The sequence below is a fragment of the Streptococcus mitis genome (assembly GCF_003942965.1).
In the GTDB taxonomy this organism is placed as follows: domain Bacteria; phylum Bacillota; class Bacilli; order Lactobacillales; family Streptococcaceae; genus Streptococcus; species Streptococcus mitis_BH.
Genome location: NZ_RJOG01000008.1, coordinates 1 through 20,628 on the forward strand (window position 1 = coordinate 1; position 20,628 = coordinate 20,628).

Sequence of the window (20,628 nt, forward strand, 5' to 3'; positions counted from 1 at the left end):
GAAATAAGGTTATACCACCTTTTAAGGCTTCCTCAACGACCGTATATAGATCTTTTCCTTGGCAAGTAGTCGTTCCACAAATAAAATATAGTTTTAGTAATTCTTTATGAAACATTTTACTTCACTCTTTTGAATTCCTTTACATCTTCATCTGTAATCTCATATAAGGCATTTATAAATTCAACTTTAAATGTTCCAGGAAGATGTCCATTTGGACGTTTTTCTGCCATTTCTCCAGCGATATTGTAAACCAACATTGCTGTTTCTAATGATTTCAATTCTTGACCTTTTTCAAGTCCGATAAAGCTTGCTACTACAGCACCTAATAAGCATCCTGTCCCAATAACTTTTGGCATCATGGCACTACCATTATGAATCGTTACCACTTCTCCATTTACCGCAATAGCATCCACTTCACCTGTTACTACAATTGGAATATTGAACTTCTCATTTGCTACTAGAGCAATTTCGTCAATATTATCTACGCCTGCACTATCTACTCCTTTAGATGCCACATTTATTCCTACTAAAGATGCAATCTCGCCAGCATTTCCTCTAATCGCTGCTAGTTTGTAATTGTTAATTAGATCATCTGCTACTTTTTTTCTATATTCTCCTGCTCCACAGGCTACAGGATCTAAAACTGCTGGGACATTATATTTCTCTGCAATTTTCAGAGCAGCTTGGTATAATTTCCAATTTTCATCTGTCAATGTGCCTATGTTTATTAATAAACCTCCAGCATACTTTAACAAATCCTCTAAATCTGCAGGAAACTCACTCATGGCTGGTGACGCACCCAGTGCTACTAATCCATTTGCTGTGAAATTTTTTACTACATCATTGGTTATGCAAATGACCAAAGGTGCTTTTTCTTTTAATAATTTTAAACTTGTCATATTGAAATCCTTCCTTTTCACTTTATACGATCTACTGATTTCGATTTATCTCTATCTTTCGTTAAGAAATTTTTTTTACATTGAATGATTTATGCTCAATGAAAATCAAAGAGCAAACTAGGAATCTAGCCTCAGGTTGCTCAAAGCACTGCTTTGAGGTTGTAGATAAGACTGACGAAGTCAGTCACATATATAATCTAAGGTGAAGCTGACGTGGTTTGAAGAGATTTTCGAAGAGAACTACCTCATCAAATTTGTAAATATCCTAAACCTTCTCTAAGCGTCATAACCAATATCAAAAAAAGCTAATTCTAAAGCGACCGCTTGATTCCAGCGTTGCTGAAGTTCTGTCAAATCTTCTCTACCTTTCCCGACACGATTAAGTTCATCAACCAGAAATTGAACCCACTCTGCAAAGAAAGGACCTCTGTGGAGATTGATCCATTCCGAATGAATATAGGCTTCAGGTAGAGCCAAATCTTTAGAACCCCAGTCTAAATAGAGACCTTCTGCAATGACCAACATGACTAAAAGATGGGCATAGTCTGATGATGATACAGCAGAATACATAAGCTCCTGAAAGGCTTTTGTTACAGGATGCAAGGTCACTTCCAGATAATCATTCTCAGATACTTTTAACTCTTTGAAAGCCTTCTGGAAATAACCGTCTTCATCTGCTTCAAGAAAGCCTAGTTGCTTGGCAAAACGAAGCTTGAATTCAAGCTGGTCTGCGTGGGCTACGCAGGCACCCAGCATGGATAAGAAGGCATCAAAGAAGTGATAATCTTGAATTAGGTAGTCTTTTAAGACCTTATTCTCAATTGTCCCCGCAAAAAGTTCCTTAACAAAACGATGATTGATTGCAGCTTGCCAATCTTTCTGACTGCTTTTTAATAATTCTCCAACAATCAAACCTGGTTCAAATGCATAGTCTTGTCTTTCCATATTTATTTTTCCTCTCTTTACTCGTTCGTAATCAACAAAACATCAAGAAAATCCTAGTTTTACTTGATCTTTTTAAAGAAAATCAAGGGCGTTCAAGAAGAGCTACCTAAATGCTTTGTATCACCTTCATCCAGCTTATATAAACAAAAAAACTCCAATTACAATCAAGAATCAGAGTTTAGCTTACAAGATTAGATCGTTCATTTCGCCATACGAAAAAAACCTTTTCACATTTCCCTTCGCCAGTCTTAACTGTATCAGGTTCAATGGGTATCATCTCAGCCTAAAGCACCCCAAATGTCTTTATTATTTAATTACTGGACCAGTATAGCAAAAAATGAAAGCCCTAGCAAGATATTTGATTAGAAAATATATTTATATAGTTTTCAATGGTGATTTATTCTTCCTATAGACGAAGAAAAACCTCCACAATCAGTGGAGGCAAGCTGTTTTATCAATACAATTTTAAGTCGCGTGGGTCAACTGGGAAAGTTGGGTTGTATGGGTTGTGACGGAGTTTAAAGTGTTTGACATCTTCAATCGTTTGAGTTCCAGATAATTGCATAACTGTCTTCAATTCTGCATTCAAGTGTTCAAAGACTTGGCGTACACCGACACTACCACCAAGGGCCAAGCCATAGATAACAGGGCGACCAATAGCTACCAAGTCTGCACCTGAGGCCAAGGCTTTAAAGACGTGTTGACCACGACGAATACCTGAGTCAAAGACGATTGGCACGCGTTTATCAACTGCTTCAGCTACTTCTTGAAGTGAGTCGAAGGCAGCTGGTCCACCATCGATTTGGCGACCACCGTGGTTGGTTACCCAGATACCAGAGGCACCTGCAGCAAGCGAACGTTCAACATCCTCACGGCATTGTGGGCCCTTGACATATACAGGAAGTCCTGAGTATTCAGCGATAAATTCTACATCACGTGGAGACAAGCGTTGTTTAGCTGATTTGTAAACAAAGTCCATTGATTTACCAGCACCTTCTGGCAGGTATTCTTCAACAATCGGCATGCCAACTGGGAAGACAAAACCATTACGCTTATCAACCTCACGATTCCCCCCTACAGTTGCATCTGCTGTCAAGACAATCGCTTTGTAGCCTTCAGCCTTTACACGGTCCATGATGTGGCGGTTAATGCCGTCATCCTTACTAAAGTAAAATTGGAACCAATGAGGTGTCCCTTGAAGGGCTTCCGTAATTTCAGGAAGGTCAACAGTAGAGTAAGAGCTGGTTGTATAAAGAGAACCAAACTCATGCACACCACGCGCAGTAGCCACTTCACCTTGTTCATTTGCCAATTTATGAGCCGCAACAGGCGCCATAATGATTGGTGAAGATAGTTTTTCACCCGCAAATTCAATCTCTGTACTTGGATTTTCAACATTGCAAAGTGTATGAGGAACGATGAGCTTGTGGTTAAAGGCACGGATGTTCTCGCGTAAAGTGAATGTATCTTCTGCTCCACTGGCGATATAACCAAATGCTGCTTTAGGAATAACCTGTTGCGCCATTGGCTCCAAATCATAGGTATTGATGAAATCTACATGACCTTCTGCATTGCTTGTTTTGTATGACATAAAATGTCCTCCTTAATAAGTAAGCGTTTACTTTGTATATTACAAAAATATCTTAACTCTTTTTTCAAAACTTTTCAAATATTTTGTTTGGAAATTTCAGAAAGATTGTGTCTATGATAAAAAATCCTTATAACGGCAATAAAAAATAGATATTATCCAAAGGAGCTTTTAAGTGCTACAATAACTGTATTATTTCTAGATGGGAGGTTCTATTTTTGGATTGGTCCATTGTTGAACAATATCTACCACTATATCAAAAGGCATTTCTTCTGACCTTGCATATTGCAGTTTGGGGAATTTTGGGATCCTTTCTGCTCGGTTTAATCGTTAGTATCATCCGACATTACCGCATCCCTGTTTTGGCACAAATAGCGACAGCCTACATTGAATTGTCACGCAACACGCCCCTTTTGATTCAACTCTTCTTTCTCTACTTCGGTCTGCCTCGCATAGGAATTGTCCTATCTTCAGAAGTCTGCGCAACCTTAGGACTTATCTTTCTAGGAGGATCCTACATGGCAGAATCTTTCCGAAGTGGGTTGGAAGCCGTCAGTCAAACCCAGCACGAGATTGGATTAGCCATCGGTCTGACACCTCTACAGGTCTTTCGCTATGTGGTTCTTCCACAAGCAACAGCGGTGGCACTGCCGTCTTTTAGTGCCAATGTCATTTTCCTGATCAAGGAAACCTCTGTTTTCTCAGCAGTGGCTTTGGCAGACCTCATGTACGTCGCCAAGGACTTGATTGGGCTCTATTATGAGACAGACATTGCGCTGGCTATGTTGGTAATTGCTTACCTGATTATGCTGCTACCCATCTCACTAGTCTTTAGCTGGATAGAAAGGAGGCTCCGCCATGCAGGATTCGGGAATCCAAGTACTCTTTCAGGGAAATAATCTCCTGCGGATCTTACAGGGATTGGGCGTTACGATTGGGATTTCTATCCTGTCTGTCCTCTTATCCATGATGTTCGGAACAGTCATGGGAATCATCATGACCTCCCATTCTAAAATCGTGCGATTTTTAACACGATTGTATCTGGAATTCATCCGTATCATGCCCCAGCTGGTGCTACTCTTCATCGTTTATTTCGGTTTGGCTCGAAACTTTAATATCAATATCTCTGGAGAGACTTCTGCTATTATCGTTTTTACCCTTTGGGGAACAGCTGAAATGGGGGATTTGGTACGTGGAGCTATCACTTCCCTCCCTAAACATCAGTTTGAAAGCGGACAGGCGCTAGGTTTGACCAAGGTTCAACTTTACTACCACATCATCATCCCACAGGTCTTGAGAAGACTGCTACCACAAGCAATCAATCTTGTCACTCGGATGATCAAAACCACTTCTTTAGTTGTCTTGATTGGGGTTGTTGAGGTAACCAAGGTTGGACAACAAATCATCGATAGCAATCGCTTGACTATCCCAACCGCTTCCTTTTGGATTTACGGAACCATTCTGGTCTTGTATTTCGCAGTCTGCTTCCCTATTTCCAAACTATCCACACACTTAGAAAAACATTGGAGGAACTAAATGTCTGAAACTATTTTAGAAATCAAGGAACTAAAAAAATCCTTCGGAGACAATCCCATCCTCCAAGGTCTATCCCTGCAAATCAAAAAAGGGGAAGTTATGGTCATCCTAGGGCCATCTGGTTGTGGGAAAAGTACCCTCCTTCGTTGCCTCAATGGTTTAGAAAGTATTCAAGGTGGAGATATTCTTCTGGATGGCCAATCCATTATTGGCAATCAGAAAGACTTTCACTTAGTTCGCCAAAAGATTGGCATGGTCTTTCAAAGCTATGAACTCTTTCCACATCTAGATGTCCTACAAAACCTCATCCTAGGTCCTATCAAGGCTCAGGGAAGGGATAAGAAAGAAGTAACAGAGGAAGCTTTGCAATTACTAGAACGTGTCGGATTGCTGGATAAACAACATAGCTTTGCCCGTCAATTATCTGGTGGACAGAAGCAACGGGTTGCAATTGTCCGTGCGCTCCTCATGCATCCAGAAATCATCCTTTTTGACGAAGTGACTGCTTCGCTGGATCCAGAAATGGTGCGTGAGGTTCTGGAACTGATCAATGATTTGGCCCAAGAAGGCCGTACCATGATTTTAGTAACTCACGAAATGCAGTTTGCCCAAGCCATTGCTGATCGCATTATCTTCCTAGACCAAGGGAAAATCGCTGAAGAGGGAACGGCTCAAGCCTTCTTTACAAATCCGCAGACCAAACGAGCCCAGGAATTTTTAAACGTCTTTGACTTTAGCCAATTTGGCTCATATCTATAAAGGAGATTCTTATGAAACTATTCAAACCACTATTAACTGTTTTGGCACTTGCCTTTGCCCTTATCTTTGTCACAGCTTGTAGCTCAGGTGGAAACGCTGGTTCATCGTCTGGTAAAACCACTGCCAAAGCTCGCACAATTGATGAAATCAAAAAAAGCGGTGAACTGCGAATCGCCGTATTTGGAGATAAAAAACCCTTTGGTTACGTTGACAATGATGGTTCTTACCAAGGTTACGATATTGAACTTGGAAACCAACTGGCACAAGACCTTGGTGTCAAGGTTAAATACGTTTCAGTCGATGCTGCCAACCGTGCTGAATATTTGATTTCAAACAAGGTAGATATTACTCTTGCCAACTTTACAGTGACTGACGAACGCAAGAAACAAGTTGATTTTGCCCTTCCATATATGAAAGTTTCACTTGGAGTCGTATCACCTAAGACTGGTCTCATTACAGACGTCAAACAACTTGAAGGCAAAACCTTGATTGTTACAAAAGGAACGACCGCTGAAACTTATTTTGAAAAGAATCACCCAGAAGTAAAACTCCAAAAATACGACCAATACAGTGACTCTTACCAAGCTCTTCTTGACGGACGTGGAGATGCCTTTTCTACTGACAATACTGAAGTCCTAGCTTGGGCACTTGAAAATAAAGGATTTGAAGTAGGAATTACTTCCCTCGGTAATCCAGATACCATTGCGGCAGCAGTTCAAAAAGGCAACCAAGAATTGCTAGACTTCATCAATAAAGATATTGAAAAATTAGGTAAGGAAAACTTCTTCCACAATGCCTATGAAAAAACACTTCACCCAACCTACGGTGACGCTGCTAAAGCAGATGATCTAGTTGTTGAAGGCGGAAAAGTTGACTAATACTCAATGAAATCATAAAAAGAAATCAGGTAATCCTAGTGACTACCTGATTTTCTATGTTTTAAGCATTTTGCCAATTTTCTTGGTCTTCTTTAAATCGTTTTAGAAGGTCGAGCCCTTCTGGTGTGATNTAGCCTTCTTCNTGNGCTAGGTGNATGAGTTCNCTGTAGTTAGAAAGCGTCACAAGTTTGACACCTGCATCTGAGAAGTTCTTATCTGCTTTTGGCAATTGGTAGCTGAAAATCGCTACAACACCAAGAACCTCTGCTCCTTCTCGTTTAGCAGCTGCTACAGCTTCAAGAACAGAACCACCAGTTGAAATGAGGTCTTCAACCACTACCATTTTTTGACCTTGAGCTACGCGACCTTCGATTTGATTACCAGCACCGTGGTCTTTTGGTTTGCTACGGATGTAGGCAAATGGCAAGTTCATCTTGTCAGCAATGATGGCTCCGTGAGGAATCCCTGCTGTCGCAGTTCCTGCAATCACCTCAACCTCAGGAAAGGCTTCTTTAATAGCTTCCACAAAGCCATTTTCAATTAAGGTACGAGTTTCTGGATAGGCTAGTGTTACACGGTTATCTGTGTAAATCGGTGACTTGATACCAGATGCCCAAGTGAAAGGCTCCTCTGGTTTGAGGTAAACGGCTTGAATTTTCAAGAGGTGGCTAGCGATATCTTTAGCAAGTGTCATGGTCTTCTCCTTTTGTTTTTCTAATCTATTTCTTTAATTCTAGTCTTGGTTCCATTCATACTTGATAGCATGATAAGCTGCAACAGGATCTTCAGCTTGGGTAATGGGACGTCCCACTACGATATAGTCACTACCGATTTGATAGGCATCTGCTGGCGTCATGACGCGTTTTTGATCTCCTACTGCAGCACCTGCAGGACGAATGCCCGGTGTCAGACAGATAAAATCTGGTTTGGTGGCCTGCTTGATGAGTTGCACTTCCTGAGCCGAGCAAACAACACCATCTAATCCCGCTTCAGCTGTCTTCTTGGCATAATGAATGACAGACTCCTGCAGGCTGGTTTGGATATTTTGAAACTCCTGCATCTGGGCTTCCGACGTTGAGGTCAGCTGAGTCACTGCAATCAATTTGGCTTGACTTCCAAGACCTTCACGCGCAGCCTTCATCATCTCTACACCACCAGCTGCGTGAACGTTGGTCATGTCAACGCCCAGATTAGACAAAACCTTCATGGCTGACTTGACCGTATTGGGAATATCATGAAGCTTAAGATCCAAAAAGACACTATGACCTTGACCTTTCAAGTAGGACACAATCTCAGGCCCCGTTGCGTAATAAAGCTCCATCCCTACCTTAAGATAAAGGCTTTCTTCTGCTGGAAAAAGAGCTAAGAATTCCTTGACCGCCTCAAAACTAGGAAAATCAAGAGCAATAACTGGACGATGTTCTCGCATAGGTTTCTCCTTTTACCTTTGCTAGTGAGAGAGTCTGGCCACAAGAAGCCACGAAAAAAGGAACCTGCCAACAGCAAGGTTCCACGAAAAATGGGTAGTCTCCACCCTTTCACCGTCTAACCTTAGCTGCCTCTCTGGACTGCTTTAAAGGTTTTTTACTATTCTATTATTTCTACTAGCACTTGTCAAGTAAAAACATGGTCACTAAAGAGCTATAGGAGAAAAGCTAAACCTAGCGACGCGATGAACGCCGGGTTGTTTGGTTTTGATTGCCCTCTTCCTCCAGCTTTTTCCTTTCCTCTTCCAGTTTATTCTGCTGTTCTTCCAGTCTTTTCTTCTCTTCCTCTTTCTGTTTCTTCTCAGCTTCCTTAGCCTCTTGTTTGGCTTTTTCCTCAGCCTCCATAATTAATTTATCCGCCACAGTATAACTGTAAATTCCAGCTTCCATGTCAATCACACTCGGTTCTGACAATTGTGGCTTAATCTTACTGTAATATGGCAGTTTCTTACTCATTTCAGAAAGGGGAACCAAGATTTCGTCCGAATCATTCATAGTCAATCGAATTAAATCTGAAGTCACCTTGCTTGGGGCTAGTTCCACCTTTTGGATAGCAGACTTGAGTTCTGGACTAATTTGAGCAAGTTCTGACGTAAAGGTTTTGATTTGTTCGCTGTCATTAAAGAGAACTGATATATAAGTTTCTGGCAGACTCACCAAACTTACCGAACTGGTCTCAAGCTGACCACTTGAAAGGATTGGATAATGACTTTCTCCAGAAACATAGTAGGCTACAATATCATATTCCTTGACCTTGATAGTAAACTTGGTTGGAAATTGATAGACAAGCTGAGCTGATTCAACCCAATAGTTGGACTTGATCTGCTCTTCATATTTTGCCTTATCTAGCAGAAGGTTAATCGTATAATCCGAATCCTGTATGCCTGAAGCCTGTCGAATATCATCAGCTGTAGTTTGCACTGTTCCCTCAACACGAATATCCTTCATGGTCGCATAAGGACTGAGCAAATAAGCAGAGACAACCAATAAAAGCAGACTGAGAAACAAAATCGAGATAGCCCGCCAGATATGAACTCCTGGAATTTTCGGTTTGACCGGTTTTTCCTTTACAGGTTTTTTCTCTATTTTTTTATCCCGTTTATCCTCTTTCTCTGTCTTTTTAGACTTTGATTCTTCTTTGACTACTTCTTTTTTGACGTCTTCTGACTCTTCTACTTTTTCCTTAGAATCTTCCTTAGCTGATTTTGAGTCTTTTGGATCAGATTCACTCTCTTGGTCCTCAGTTGCATCTGACTTTTCAGATTTTGAAGCCATTCGAGCTTGTCTTTCCTTTTCCTTCTCCTCAGCTAGGGCCGCCTCTTCCTCAGCCTTCTTTTTTAGATATTCCTGGTTTCGTTTCTGCCATTCTGATAACTCTTTAAATTCTTCGAGGATTTCTTTGCCCTCTTTTTTCTTATCTTTTGACATTTACTTTCCTTATGATAAATCTTTTTTCAACAATTGATAAAAATCTGCTAGAGATTTCAATTCCTTTGAAGCCTTCATCTTAGCTTGGTAATCTTCCTTGTGACTTAGTAAGTGAGAAAGCTTCACTTCTAAACTGTCCAAGGTCAAATCGCTTTCTTGAAGCTCTTCTGCATAGCCTTTTTTTACAAAGTAAGCTGCATTTTCAATCTGGTCTCCACGACTAGCTTCGCGCCCAAGCGGCACAATGACATGTAATTTTGCCATGGCCAAGAGCTCAAAAATCGTATTGGCACCACCACGTGTCACAACAATATCAGCCAATTCCATCAAGGGTTGATAGAGATTGGTCACATAGTCAACACGAAAGAGATTTTGACTCAATTCGTTCAGGCTAGAATCTCCAGTTAGATTGATAATATTGTAGCGCTCGGTTAGCTCTTTTTTATGGTCTGTCACCAATTGGTTAAAGACACGAGCTCCTACAGAACCACCGACAAACAATACTGTTGGCAATTTGGGATTAAAGTGGGTTTGAATATCCACCAATTCATCGGGTTCTAGACTTTTTTGGTCTGAAACCTTGGTCACTGCTCCCACATGCTCAACCTTAGACAAACTTGAAGCTTGTTCAAAGGTTGAATACATCTTCGTCGCAAATTTATAGGCGATTTTATTGGCTAAGCCCATAGACAGGTCAGATTCGTGAATAAAGACAGGCACTCCTGACACTCGCGCAGCGATAACAGGCGGTACTGAGACAAAGCCTCCCTTTGAAAAAAGGGCCTGTGGACGAAGTCGTAACATGATAAAGAGCGATTGTACAATTCCCCAGCCAACTTTAAAGACGTCCAGCATATTTTGCCAAGAAAAATAACGACGCAATTTTCCAGTCGCAATGGAATGGAAGGTGACATCTAGACCCGACTTGAGGATTTCTTGGTGTTCGATGCCACGCTTGTCTCCGATATAGTGGACTTCCCATCCATCTTCGATGAACTTGGGCATTAACAAAAGGTTGAGGGTCACGTGTCCAACCGTCCCCCCACCTGTAAAGACAATTTTTTTCATATTATTCCTTTAACTCCGCTACTGTGTCGATAAAGAGGTCGCCACGTACTTCAAAGTTAGCATACATATCCCAGCTGGCATTTGCTGGGCTGAGAAGAACCACGTCTCCTTGAGTCGCAAGCTCGTAAGCCTTGCGGGTCGCATCTGCAATATCAGTCGCATCCACATATGCCACACCAGCCTTATCTGCTGCCCGTTTGACACGTTCGGCAGACTGACCCAGTATGACCATCTTCTTGAGTCCAGTAATATCTGGCACCAATTCGTCAAACTCATTGCCACGGTCCAAACCACCTGCAATCAAAATGACCTTGCTGTTGTCAAATCCTGACAAGGCTTTTTGAGTAGCCAAGATATTGGTTGACTTGCTATCATTATAGAATTTGACACCCTTGATTTCATCAACAAATTGGAGACGATGTTTGACACCACCAAAGGCTGAAAGAGTTTCTTTGATGGTTTGGTTATCAACACCACGAAGCTTGGCTACAGCAATCGTCGCAAGGGCATTTTCCACATTGTGGCTACCTGGAACTCCGATTTCATTCGCTGCCATGACAACTTCCCCACGGAAGTAGAGTTGACCATCTTCCAGATAAGCTCCATCAACCTTTTCAAGTGTTGAGAATGGTACAACGGTAGCTTGTGTTTTTCTTGCCAATTCTTTTGCCAAGTCTTGGTTAAAGTTCAAGACAAGGAAATCATCCGCTGTCATCTTGTTCTGGATATTCCATTTGGCTGCTACATATTCCTCAAAAGAACCATGATAATCGATATGAGTTGGCATGAGGTTGGTAATAACCGCAATCTCTGGATGGAATTCTTGAACGCCCATGAGTTGGAAAGAAGAAAGTTCCATGACAAGCGTATCCTTATCTGTCGCAGTTTGGGCCACTTGACTGGCTGGATAGCCGATATTTCCTGATAAAAGACCATGTTGCCCAGCAGCAGTCAAAACTTCCCCGATCATAGTCGTTGTGGTTGTTTTTCCATTTGAACCAGTAATACCAACAATCGGTGCTTCTGAAATCAAATAAGCCAATTCCACCTCAGTCAAGACTGGAATTCCCTTGGCCAAAGCCTTTTCAATCATGGGATTGCTGTAGGGGATACCTGGATTTTTCACCATGAGGGCAAACTCTTCATCCAAAAGTTCCAATGGATGGCCACCTGTAATGACCTTGATCCCTTCTTCCAGCAAACTTTGGGCAGCTGGATTGTCCTCGAAAGGTTTCCCGTCATTTACTGTCACAATGGCACCTAGCTTGTCCAACAAACGAGCTGCAGATTCACCAGACTTAGCCAAACCTAAAACAAGGACTTTCTTATTTTTAAATTGATCTATTACTTTCATGTCTCGAACTCCATTTCTACTCTTACTATTTTACCATTTTTATGGAAATAAAAAAGCCACAAAGTGTGTTTGTGACTCTTTCTTCTAACTGAATTTTACCTTATCATCTATGTGATAAATCGGTAACTCGAATGACTTGGTCCACTTGCTCCCAAATCAGAGGATTGTGGGTCGCAATAATAATGGTCCGATTCGGATTTTTTAAAGATTCTAGGATGGAAAGTAATTCCTCAGAGTTTTTGGGGTCTAGTGAAGCAGTTGGTTCATCTGCGAGAATCAAAGGTGGATCCTTTAAAATTATCTTCGCTAGTGCAACACGTTGTGCTTCTCCTCCTGATAATTCAAAGATAGGTTGCTTTAAATCTAAATAAGAGAGGTTAACACGGTTTAGAGCTTGTTTCATCAAAGAGATTTTCTCTTTTTCTTTCAACTTTTTACCAACTAAACCCAGATTAAGATTCTCTTTGACGGTTTGACTTTCAATTAAGCCAAAATCTTGAAATAGATATCCCAAATAATCTCTAAAGAAAACAGAAGGCTTGACATCCTTAAGAGAAGTACCATCATAGATGATTTGTCCTTTGTCATACGGCTCTAATCGTCCAATCATATTCAAGAGTGTTGTCTTACCACAGCCACTTGTACCGATTAAGGCATAAATTTTCCCACCTTCAAAATGAAGATTCGTATCTGAAAATAGCTGACGGCTTCCAAATTTTTTAGATATATTCTTTAGTTCAATCATCCTATTTTCCTTTCATAATTGTCATAGAAACACGAGATTCTTTATGGGCTTGACGGTAAAGCGTCAAAACTGCACTAGCTAGAAAGACTAATAAAGTGAGCAAGCCAATCACCAAGTCTCGACTGCTTAAAATAAAGAGACTAGCACCAAATACAAAACTGGCAAATTGACTAACCATATACTGAGCATGTGTTTCAAAAAATCGTAAACCTGAAATTCGTTTAATCAAGATATCTCGGCGGAATTGCTCGAAATATAGAAGATTGACAGAATAAAAGAGTAACAAGGAACTAGCTATCCCAACAATAGCTCCTAAGATTAAAGTTGCTGTTTCAGTTTGAACTTCATTATAACGAGTTAGATAAACACTTCTTCCTTCTTTAAGATAGGATACTTGCTCATAAATTCCAGCTTTCTTTAAGAGTTCTAGCCCACTCTCATATCCTTTGATAAAGAGTTGTTTTCCAGCATTGATAGACCAACTAGATTTGGAAATGATACTATCACCTGTAGATGTTGGAGTAAATACAACTAAAATCGGATCGGTTAAGTACTGGATGGATACTGGGCTTTCACCGTTATTATAAATAAATCGCTTTTCTCCAGTTGGAAGATAACTAACAATCGCTCTCATTTCATACTCTTCATACTCTAAAGGAGCACTTGCCTCCTCACCAGATTTTCCATAATAACTCAATCTTTCTTCAAAAGCTTTCTTAAGTTCTGCTTCCTGTGAACGAAGAGATTCTGGTAACAAGAGTCCAAATTCCCCTTTTTGAAGATGGGCTAGTTTCTGTCTAGTCTCACCATTTACAGATACATTTTCCTTGTCCAAATAACTGGGACTGACATAGAGAACATTAGCATCTGGACTATAGGTATCCAGTGTCTCTCCCTGTTCATTTTTTCCTTGAGGATTTGCAAAATGAATGAGATTATCTTTTACAAATAGAGCCTGTTCTTTTTCAACTGCTTCTTTGGAAAATTCATACCACTTATTCTGATTTTCTGTATCTTTTACTCTATCACCTAAGCCAAAATAAATTTGATAATAGTCTGCTCTGTCCTGCCATGCTTGTTTTGAAATTTCAAGTTCTTTCAATCGTTGGTAAGACGTCAAACCTGTCTTAACAGCGTAGCCTACTGTAAAAACAGCAACCAACTGACACAATAGGGTTAAAGCCATCAAGCGTTTAAGGGGTAATCTCCCCTTAATAACAGGAACTAATGCTTTGTAACTCAAACTCATTAGATAAAGAAGCATTAGTAAAATTGAAATCGCCAATAAAAACAACAGATAGAAACTAATCCCAAAACCATAGGTGGCTAACAAGATAGGATAAAACAAACCTTGACTAAAAAGAACGACTCCCCCACCTAGGAAGGAAAGGAGGGCTGATAGAAGGAGCCATTTGATATCAGTAGATAAAGAATGCCCCATGATGGATAAGAGAGTCTGACCAGAAAAGAGTTTTATACCTGCTGCTCTCATTTCCTTAATCCGAGTGATAATCACTAAAGCAAAGAAAGATAAGCCAAATATTGCTAAACTAATTAAAATAAGGGGAATTAGTAACATTCTAAAAGCAAGAGAATAGGGCGGTGTCTTTCGGTCAGGAATTGCTTTATAACCCAAATCTCCTAATTTATCGGCAAGCTTTTCTTTCGTCAAGGAGCCTGACAAAAGGAGATAACTATTTAGCGGATCACTACGTTCACGACTTTCTTGGCTAGCTTCTTGGAATTCTTTTGGTAAAGTTCCCTGACCATAAGTTGCATAAGTAAAGTGAGTCGTCCCATCCTTACTCGGCTCTACGATTCTTCTAGCTATTAAACTCTGTTCTGAGTTTACAAAATTCTCTAATTCCTTTTCAAATACCTCACGCGTCGGTTCCTGAGTATCTTTTTTGACACGAAGTAAGGAGACGGAATCATAGCTTGCATATAAATATTGTGGCGCACGTAAGACAATAATCCAAGCAAAGAAAAAGCTGAGAAAAAAAGTTGATAATAATATGAATAGTTTCTTCATAGTAGACTCCTTGTATAAGAGAATAACCCTATAGAACAAAGATTTTATGTTTTATAAATTCTTAGAATTATTTTCCTAGTTTAATCCATTACACCCTGAGCACCAAGACAACAAATTTAATCCTTCCTCGTTTTGAAAACGATTTCTTTTAACTTGAGTATATCACTTTCTATATAATCTATCAACATATTTTACCAAAATATTATTAGTAATAGAATTTTACAGTTCCCTTAAAAATAAATGTCAGTAACGAATTATATTCCAGTTTTTCCCATTCATACTATCCAAGCAAAAGAGATGATATTAACTAAAAAGCAATTCAAACTATTGTAAAATTCCTACAAAAAAAGAGAGTCAAAACTCTCTTTTTATCTTCTTTTACTTTTATTGACCGACATGAGGGTAATATCTCGCAAGCTAAAGTATGTTAGAAATAGCATTGCAATGGTAATAAAAACTTCTGCCGGTAATTGAAAAATCTGAAAAGCAGACAAGACGAGCAGAATCAAGAGCGCTACCAAAGCAAAAATCACTACAAAAACATTAACGGTTCCCTTTATACTTTGTGGCGTCACAAATACATAGAGTACTAATAAGAGGATTCCTATGATTAAATAAACCATCTTTATCTCTTTCTAGCTCTTATTCAGCTGATTTTTTCTTCTTGTTAGCTTTCTCACGCTCTGCTTTGTTAAGGATTTGTTTACGCAAACGGATAGACTCAGGCGTTACTTCCATGTACTCGTCGTCGTTCAAGAACTCAAGAGACTCTTCAAGTGTCAAGATACGAGGAGTCTTGATAACAGCTGTTTGGTCCTTAGTAGCTGAACGAACGTTAGTCATTTGTTTGGCCTTAGTAATGTTAACTGTCAAGTCATTTTCACGAGAATTTTCACCGATGATCATTCCTTCGTAAACCTCAGTACCTGGGTTGACAAAGATCGTACCACGTTCTTCNATAGACATGATTGAGTAAGTTGTAGCCTTACCAGCATCGATAGAAACAAGGGCACCACGGTGACGACCACCAATTTCACCTGGAATCAATGGCAAGTATTGGTCGAAGGTATGGTTCATGATACCGTAACCACGAGTCATTGACAAGAACTCAGTTGAGTATCCAATCAAACCACGCGCAGGAACAAGGAAGACCAAACGAGTTTGACCATTACCAGTTGAAATCATATCCAACATTTCACCCTTACGTTCAGAAAGGCTTTGGATAACAGATCCTTGGTATTCTTCTGGAGTGTCGATTTGAACACGTTCGAATGGTTCACATTTAACACCGTCGATTTCTTTTACGATAACCTCTGGACGAGATACTTGAAGTTCATATCCCTCACGACGCATTGTTTCGATAAGGATTGACAAGTGCAATTCTCCACGTCCTGAAACAGTCCATTTATCTGGTGAATCAGTTGGGTCAACACGAAGGGAAACGTCTGTTTGCAATTCTGCCTGCAGGCGTTCTTCTACCTTACGAGAAGTTACCCATTTACCTTCTTTACCAGCAAATGGTGAGTTGTTAACCAAGAAAGTCATTTGAAGAGTTGGTTCATCGATGTGTAGGATTGGAAGAGCTTCAACTGCGTCTGTCGGAGTGATAGTTTCACCGACAAAGATGTCTTCCATACCTGAAACGGCGATCAAATCACCTGCTTTAGCTTCTTGGATTTCACGACGTTCCAAACCAAAGAAACCAAAGAGTTTTGTAACACGGAAGTTTTTAGTTGTGCCGTCAAGTTTAGAAAGGGTAACTTGGTCCCCAACCTTAACAGTACCACGGAAGACACGACCGATACCGATACGTCCAACGAAGTCGTTGTAGTCCAAAAGTGACACTTGGAACTGCAAAGGCTCATCTGAGTTATCTACTGGAGCTGGGATATGGTCGATAATCGTGTCAAAGATTGGTGCCATAGTAGCTTCTTGGTCAGCTGGATCATCTGACAATGAAGAAGTTCCATTGATCGCTGAAGCATAGACCACTGGGAAATCAAGCTGGTCGTCATCTGCACCAAGCTCGATGAAAAGTTCCAAGACCTCGTCCACTACTTCTGCTGGACGAGCTGATGGTTTATCGATTTTGTTAACAACCACGATTGGGACAAGGTCTTGTTCCAAGGCTTTTTTCAATACGAAACGAGTCTGTGGCATGGTTCCTTCGTAGGCATCTACGACCAAGACAACACCGTCAACCATTTTCATGATACGCTCAACTTCTCCACCGAAGTCCGCGTGTCCTGGTGTGTCCATGATATTGATACGAGTTCCGTTGTAGGCAACGGCTGTATTTTTAGCAAGGATGGTAATTCCACGCTCTTTTTCGATATCGTTTGAATCCATAGCACGCTCTGCCAATTCAGTACGTGCATCAAGCGTTTCTGATTGTTTCAATAATTCGTCAACAAGGGTTGTTTTACCGTGGTCAACGTGGGCGATAATCGCAATGTTACGGATATCTTCTCTTAATTTTGTCATGATTTCCTCTATAATATTCAAAATTTATTTTCTAACTGAACGATTATACCATAATTTCAAGTAAATAACATAATTCAAGCAAGTGTAAATGTTTTCACTCTGCTTTTCTTTTCACGTCAAGCCTTTTCAAAGCAAGCGACTTATGATAAGATAGGCACAGTATGCGTTTAGATAATTTATTAGCTCAAGAAAAAATCAGCCGAAAGGCCATGAAACAAGCCTTACTCAAAGGGGACATTCTCGTCGATGGTTGCCCAGCCCGCTCCCTAGCTCAAAATATCGATACAGGACTACAAGAACTCCTTTTTCAGGACCGAATCATTCAAGGCTATGAGCACACCTATCTTATGCTTCATAAACCTGCTGGTGTCGTTACAGCCAACAAAGACAAGAAACTTCCAACTGTCATGGACCTGCTGTCACCTGACATCCAATCTGACAAGCTCTATGCTGTCGGCCGACTGGACCGAGATACGACTGGACTCCTTCTCTTGACCGATAACGGTCCCTTAGGCTTCCAACTCCTCCATCCCCAATATCATGTCTATAAAACTTATCAGGTTGAAGTTAATGGACTTCTGACACCTGACCATATCCAAGCCTTTCAAAAGGGAATTGTCTTTTTAGATGGCACTGTCTGTAAAGCTGCAAGACTAGAGATTCTATCTGCAAGTCCTTCCCTCAGTCAAGCCTCTATCACCATTTCAGAAGGAAAATTTCATCAAGTCAAGAAAATGTTCCTCTCGGTTGGTGTCAAGGTGACCTCCCTCAAACGAATTCAGTTCGGTGATTTCACTTTAGACCCAAAACTATCAGAAGGTCAATACCGTCCCTTGAACCAAGAGGAATTGAAAATCATTAAAAACTACTTAGAGAAAAGTGGATAAAACAAAAAAGCTTTCAAATAAAGCTTTTTTGTTTTACACTACTTAATTCATAAAAAGAATCAATCCTAAAACCCAATTAATTACAGAAACTACAATCCCTGCAATAGCTATAATTTTTTCTGTTTTATAGTCTAGTCCAGATTCTTTTTGAAGTGAGTTAGCATACAATAAACTGGTAATACTTAAACCAATACCTCCCCACGGAAATAACAAACCAAGAATAATAGACAAGATACCCAGAAAAAGTGGATTTTTCTTCTTTTCTTTCATGTTCTAAGAACTCCTTAAATTTTATACAAATTAATTATACTATAAAACAATAGCTTCATCCTATCATTCAACTAATTTAGAAATAAGATTAGCTAGTCTTGACTTTCCCTTTCCAAGAATCCAAACCATAAGAAAGGATATAAATCTCAGAAAAACCTTGTTTTTTCAAGTAAAGGGCTGCATTTGTGACACGTTGCGCACGTTGGTTTTCATAAAGAAGGACAGGTTTATCTTTACGAAGGGCTGCAAGACTAGTCTTCAACTGACTTGAAGGAATATTGCGGGCACCAAGGATATGTTTTCTGTGGAATTCAGCTGGGTCGCGCAAATCAATCAATTGACCTGTACGAATCAAGGCTTCAAATTCCTCATTGTCCACAATTTTAGCCGCACGGCGAATACGAAGATAGTTAAAGCCCATCCATGCCAACATTGCCAGTATAAGTGCCCACAAAATCCAAGTAACCATTAGTTCTTTTCTCCATTTTTCTCAATATAATCCAATTCTACCTTGTGCTCTCTGCGAAGAACCGCTTCTGCTTCCAGATAATCCAGTTTGTCCATCAGCCCTGCATCGTAAATCCGAGAGAGTTCCAGCTTCATCAGTTCAATATCATATAAGCGTTTTCCCATGTAAACAATAATACCAAATCGTTTGAGGAATTGCTGCACATCATAGAATGTTTTCATAAGACTCATTCTAGCAAATTTTTGTGTTTTTTTCAAGAAGAGACTCACACAAGAAGTAGCACAGAAATTAAAAAAGCTGCATCTTCTGCAACTTTTTAATCTGGTGGAAAATAGCCCAACTGCTCAGCGATATGAATCGCCTCCTGCCTGTTAGCCACTCCTAATTTTGAAAAGATATTGGCCAAGTGATTGGAAACTGTACGTTTACTCACATAGACCTTGTCACAGACATCATCAATGGTCAAGCCATTTCTAACCAGTTCTAGTATCTCGATTTCTCGTGGTGTTAACACCTCTACCATCACTTCATCTGAAAAGACCTTACCACCTAGATAAATCTTTTCCAGTTTTTTCACCAACTCATCTGGGTCCATACTTTTGTCCAGAAAGCCATAAGCCCCCATAACTTTAGCTCGGTGTTCATACATTTTTTTACTGTAACCTGTCAAAATTACAATCTTACTAGAACAACCATTGTCGATAATCTCTTTTGCCAAGGTCAGCCCATCAGCTTGATACAGACTCGTCAGGTTGATGTCAATCAAAATAATGTCGTAGTCATTAAAAGCAATCTCCGAGATAGTCGAAAAATTATCCACTAACTGGACCTTTTTAATGTTTTCCGATAACTCTAAAATCATCTTGATACTTTGGCTAAATAATTTATGATCATCAATTAACAAAATTTTCATAACACAACTCCTTATCAATCGGGAGAGTAATTTCTACACGAAATCTCTGATTATTTTCAAAAATCTGCATCTGACCACCTAAAACACTAATTTTATTAGACATATTTTTCAAGCCATAACCTAAGGATTTTTCTATTTGAAGGCAGTCATTTTCAGAAATGATAAAAATAGCGTCATCATGCACATCAATCTTCAAAGAAATCGTTCCACCACTGGCGTACTTAACGGCATTGGTAGCCAACTCCTCAACCAGACGATAGGCAATTTTATCGTAAGGAGATAAAAGCATAAAGTGGGCAGGAAACTGTGTGACGACTTCATTTTCTGCGTGATAGCGCTTGACAATCCGATTAATCAGCCCTTGATACTGGATGTCTAACTGCTCGTCTGTTTCTACCATTGGCTGATAATAATCCATCCGCTCACGAATCCGCTGAACCAACTCCTCTGTCACCAGATTGATCTGTTCACCAAAAGCTTGATTGCTACTATATTTATTGAAATTTTTTATCGCCATCACATTTTGCAGGATTTCATTGTGAAGAAATTCGGAGAACTGTTGTTCTGTATCTTCATTTGCCAGCAGACTTTTCACCATACGGTTACGCTTTAAAAAGAGAACTTTTACATAATCCCTAGCATCTAGCATTTCAGCAGAACAAAAAAGGCGAATCAATTCTTCCGAACAAATCCCGAACAATAGTAACATGATATTCAAGACCAAAAAGCTCGTGTTTAAATCTAGACGAAAGATGATGAAAATGCCTACTAATAAAAACATAACCAGTAAAAACAAGCGTGAAAAAGCTTTTATATAGGACAATTTCAACTCTGATACCCTTTTTTGAAGAGAGCTGACAATCGTTTTGAAGTGTAAAAAAGCTAA

General features: G+C 40.0%; 22 protein-coding genes, 1 pseudogene and 1 riboswitch. Of the genes and pseudogenes, 5 read left to right on the forward strand and 18 right to left on the reverse strand.

The features are described from left to right. The 4 genes and pseudogenes from thiE to lctO form a co-directional block, all read right to left on the reverse strand. A pseudogene (thiE, locus tag D8837_RS03540) lies at positions 1-115 on the reverse strand (thiamine phosphate synthase); the annotation flags it as partial. A 1-nt stretch (position 116) separates the two neighbouring features. After that, positions 117-899, reverse strand: a complete 783-nt coding sequence (gene thiM, locus D8837_RS03545) for a hydroxyethylthiazole kinase (protein WP_185755655.1) — start codon at positions 897-899, stop codon at positions 117-119. Positions 900-1,175: 276 nt separating this feature from the next. Next, positions 1,176-1,844, reverse strand: a complete 669-nt coding sequence (locus D8837_RS03550) for a TenA family protein (protein WP_125456216.1) — start codon at positions 1,842-1,844, stop codon at positions 1,176-1,178. Between the two features lie 217 nt (positions 1,845-2,061). Then, positions 2,062-2,150, reverse strand: a riboswitch (TPP riboswitch). A gap of 148 nt (positions 2,151-2,298) precedes the next feature. Further along, the gene (lctO, locus tag D8837_RS03555; protein WP_000120723.1) at positions 2,299-3,435 is read right to left on the reverse strand and encodes an L-lactate oxidase; all 1,137 of its coding nucleotides are present in this window, start codon (positions 3,433-3,435) and stop codon (positions 2,299-2,301) included. Between the two features lie 215 nt (positions 3,436-3,650). Here lctO and D8837_RS03560 point away from each other — a divergent pair, with 215 nt between their 5' ends. From D8837_RS03560 to D8837_RS03575, 4 genes are read left to right on the forward strand one after another with little or no spacing between them, the layout of a single operon-like run. Then, positions 3,651-4,331, forward strand: a complete 681-nt coding sequence (locus D8837_RS03560) for an amino acid ABC transporter permease (RefSeq protein ID WP_125456217.1) — start codon at positions 3,651-3,653, stop codon at positions 4,329-4,331. Further along, on the forward strand, positions 4,291-4,968 hold the full coding sequence (locus D8837_RS03565; protein ID WP_064276952.1) for an amino acid ABC transporter permease: 678 nt from the start codon (positions 4,291-4,293) through the stop codon (positions 4,966-4,968). Before D8837_RS03560 ends, D8837_RS03565 begins: the two co-directional genes overlap by 41 nt. Further along, the gene (locus tag D8837_RS03570; RefSeq protein ID WP_125456218.1) at positions 4,969-5,727 is read left to right on the forward strand and encodes an amino acid ABC transporter ATP-binding protein; all 759 of its coding nucleotides are present in this window, start codon (positions 4,969-4,971) and stop codon (positions 5,725-5,727) included. 11 nt (positions 5,728-5,738) lie between these two features. Then, a complete protein-coding gene (locus tag D8837_RS03575) occupies positions 5,739-6,605 on the forward strand; it encodes a cysteine ABC transporter substrate-binding protein (RefSeq protein ID WP_125456219.1) in 867 nt (288 codons plus the stop codon). Between the two features lie 61 nt (positions 6,606-6,666). On the opposite strand, the gene pyrE is transcribed toward D8837_RS03575, so the two are convergent. From pyrE to typA, 9 genes are all read right to left on the reverse strand, one after another. Next, on the reverse strand, positions 6,667-7,299 hold the full coding sequence (gene pyrE, locus D8837_RS03580; protein WP_125456220.1) for an orotate phosphoribosyltransferase: 633 nt from the start codon (positions 7,297-7,299) through the stop codon (positions 6,667-6,669). A 39-nt stretch (positions 7,300-7,338) separates the two neighbouring features. Further along, positions 7,339-8,034: an orotidine-5'-phosphate decarboxylase gene (gene pyrF / locus D8837_RS03585; RefSeq protein WP_125456221.1), complete on the reverse strand. Its 696-nt coding sequence runs from the start codon at positions 8,032-8,034 to the stop codon at positions 7,339-7,341. Between the two features lie 232 nt (positions 8,035-8,266). Continuing rightward, a complete protein-coding gene (locus D8837_RS03590) occupies positions 8,267-9,520 on the reverse strand; it encodes a cell division protein FtsQ/DivIB (RefSeq protein WP_125456222.1) in 1,254 nt (417 codons plus the stop codon). A 9-nt stretch (positions 9,521-9,529) separates the two neighbouring features. Further along, positions 9,530-10,588, reverse strand: a complete 1,059-nt coding sequence (locus tag D8837_RS03595) for a UDP-N-acetylglucosamine--N-acetylmuramyl-(pentapeptide) pyrophosphoryl-undecaprenol N-acetylglucosamine transferase (protein WP_125456223.1) — start codon at positions 10,586-10,588, stop codon at positions 9,530-9,532. A gap of 1 nt (position 10,589) precedes the next feature. Continuing rightward, a complete protein-coding gene (gene murD / locus D8837_RS03600; protein ID WP_125456224.1) occupies positions 10,590-11,942 on the reverse strand; it encodes a UDP-N-acetylmuramoyl-L-alanine--D-glutamate ligase in 1,353 nt (450 codons plus the stop codon). A 103-nt stretch (positions 11,943-12,045) separates the two neighbouring features. Continuing rightward, positions 12,046-12,687, reverse strand: a complete 642-nt coding sequence (locus D8837_RS03605; RefSeq protein ID WP_125456225.1) for an ABC transporter ATP-binding protein — start codon at positions 12,685-12,687, stop codon at positions 12,046-12,048. A gap of 1 nt (position 12,688) precedes the next feature. After that, positions 12,689-14,719: a bacteriocin-associated integral membrane family protein gene (locus tag D8837_RS03610; protein WP_125456226.1), complete on the reverse strand. Its 2,031-nt coding sequence runs from the start codon at positions 14,717-14,719 to the stop codon at positions 12,689-12,691. A 368-nt stretch (positions 14,720-15,087) separates the two neighbouring features. Next, positions 15,088-15,342: a DUF3165 family protein gene (locus D8837_RS03615; protein ID WP_125456227.1), complete on the reverse strand. Its 255-nt coding sequence runs from the start codon at positions 15,340-15,342 to the stop codon at positions 15,088-15,090. Between the two features lie 19 nt (positions 15,343-15,361). After that, positions 15,362-17,203 carry a translational GTPase TypA gene (gene typA / locus D8837_RS03620; RefSeq protein WP_125456228.1) on the reverse strand — a complete coding sequence of 614 codons (1,842 nt, stop codon included), beginning with the start codon at positions 17,201-17,203 and terminating at the stop codon, positions 15,362-15,364. A 161-nt stretch (positions 17,204-17,364) separates the two neighbouring features. Between typA and D8837_RS03625 the strand changes: the two genes are divergently transcribed. Then, on the forward strand, positions 17,365-18,090 hold the full coding sequence (locus D8837_RS03625) for a 16S rRNA pseudouridine(516) synthase (protein WP_125456229.1): 726 nt from the start codon (positions 17,365-17,367) through the stop codon (positions 18,088-18,090). 42 nt (positions 18,091-18,132) lie between these two features. Here the strand turns inward: D8837_RS03625 and D8837_RS03630 are convergent, their stop codons facing one another. The 5 genes from D8837_RS03630 to D8837_RS09705 form a co-directional block, all read right to left on the reverse strand. Then, positions 18,133-18,360 carry a DUF4190 domain-containing protein gene (locus D8837_RS03630; protein ID WP_125456230.1) on the reverse strand — a complete coding sequence of 76 codons (228 nt, stop codon included), beginning with the start codon at positions 18,358-18,360 and terminating at the stop codon, positions 18,133-18,135. An 88-nt stretch (positions 18,361-18,448) separates the two neighbouring features. Next, the gene (locus tag D8837_RS03635) at positions 18,449-18,829 is read right to left on the reverse strand and encodes a rhodanese-like domain-containing protein (RefSeq protein ID WP_000259256.1); all 381 of its coding nucleotides are present in this window, start codon (positions 18,827-18,829) and stop codon (positions 18,449-18,451) included. Beyond that, on the reverse strand, positions 18,829-19,098 hold the full coding sequence (locus D8837_RS03640; protein WP_033689072.1) for a YqgQ family protein: 270 nt from the start codon (positions 19,096-19,098) through the stop codon (positions 18,829-18,831). Before D8837_RS03640 ends, D8837_RS03635 begins: the two co-directional genes overlap by 1 nt. 47 nt (positions 19,099-19,145) lie before the next feature. Beyond that, complete coding sequence (locus D8837_RS03645; protein ID WP_125456231.1) at positions 19,146-19,742, reverse strand: response regulator transcription factor; 597 nt, start codon at positions 19,740-19,742, stop codon at positions 19,146-19,148. Then, positions 19,723-20,451 carry an ATP-binding protein gene (locus D8837_RS09705; RefSeq protein WP_260468870.1) on the reverse strand — a complete coding sequence of 243 codons (729 nt, stop codon included), beginning with the start codon at positions 20,449-20,451 and terminating at the stop codon, positions 19,723-19,725. The genes D8837_RS03645 and D8837_RS09705 overlap by 20 nt, the downstream gene beginning before the upstream one ends. Between the last annotated feature and the right edge of the window lie 177 nt (positions 20,452-20,628).

Excerpts from the sequence above, each read along its gene's own strand:
- thiM (WP_185755655.1), bottom strand. The coding sequence starts at position 899 with ATGACAAGTTTAAAATTATTAAAAGAAAAAGCACCTTTGGTCATTTGC.
- D8837_RS03550 (WP_125456216.1), bottom strand. The coding sequence starts at position 1,844 with ATGGAAAGACAAGACTATGCATTTGAACCAGGTTTGATTGTTGGAGAA.
- lctO (WP_000120723.1), bottom strand. The coding sequence starts at position 3,435 with ATGTCATACAAAACAAGCAATGCAGAAGGTCATGTAGATTTCATCAAT.
- D8837_RS03565 (WP_064276952.1), top strand. The coding sequence starts at position 4,291 with ATGCAGGATTCGGGAATCCAAGTACTCTTTCAGGGAAATAATCTCCTG.
- D8837_RS03570 (WP_125456218.1), top strand. The coding sequence starts at position 4,969 with ATGTCTGAAACTATTTTAGAAATCAAGGAACTAAAAAAATCCTTCGGA.
- D8837_RS03575 (WP_125456219.1), top strand. The coding sequence starts at position 5,739 with ATGAAACTATTCAAACCACTATTAACTGTTTTGGCACTTGCCTTTGCC.
- pyrF (WP_125456221.1), bottom strand. The coding sequence starts at position 8,034 with ATGCGAGAACATCGTCCAGTTATTGCTCTTGATTTTCCTAGTTTTGAG.
- D8837_RS03590 (WP_125456222.1), bottom strand. The coding sequence starts at position 9,520 with ATGTCAAAAGATAAGAAAAAAGAGGGCAAAGAAATCCTCGAAGAATTT.
- D8837_RS03595 (WP_125456223.1), bottom strand. The coding sequence starts at position 10,588 with ATGAAAAAAATTGTCTTTACAGGTGGGGGGACGGTTGGACACGTGACC.
- murD (WP_125456224.1), bottom strand. The coding sequence starts at position 11,942 with ATGAAAGTAATAGATCAATTTAAAAATAAGAAAGTCCTTGTTTTAGGT.
- D8837_RS03605 (WP_125456225.1), bottom strand. The coding sequence starts at position 12,687 with ATGATTGAACTAAAGAATATATCTAAAAAATTTGGAAGCCGTCAGCTA.
- D8837_RS03610 (WP_125456226.1), bottom strand. The coding sequence starts at position 14,719 with ATGAAGAAACTATTCATATTATTATCAACTTTTTTTCTCAGCTTTTTC.
- D8837_RS03615 (WP_125456227.1), bottom strand. The coding sequence starts at position 15,342 with ATGGTTTATTTAATCATAGGAATCCTCTTATTAGTACTCTATGTATTT.
- D8837_RS03625 (WP_125456229.1), top strand. The coding sequence starts at position 17,365 with ATGCGTTTAGATAATTTATTAGCTCAAGAAAAAATCAGCCGAAAGGCC.
- D8837_RS03630 (WP_125456230.1), bottom strand. The coding sequence starts at position 18,360 with ATGAAAGAAAAGAAGAAAAATCCACTTTTTCTGGGTATCTTGTCTATT.
- D8837_RS03635 (WP_000259256.1), bottom strand. The coding sequence starts at position 18,829 with ATGGTTACTTGGATTTTGTGGGCACTTATACTGGCAATGTTGGCATGG.
- D8837_RS03645 (WP_125456231.1), bottom strand. The coding sequence starts at position 19,742 with ATGAAAATTTTGTTAATTGATGATCATAAATTATTTAGCCAAAGTATC.
- D8837_RS09705 (WP_260468870.1), bottom strand. The coding sequence starts at position 20,451 with ATGTTACTATTGTTCGGGATTTGTTCGGAAGAATTGATTCGCCTTTTT.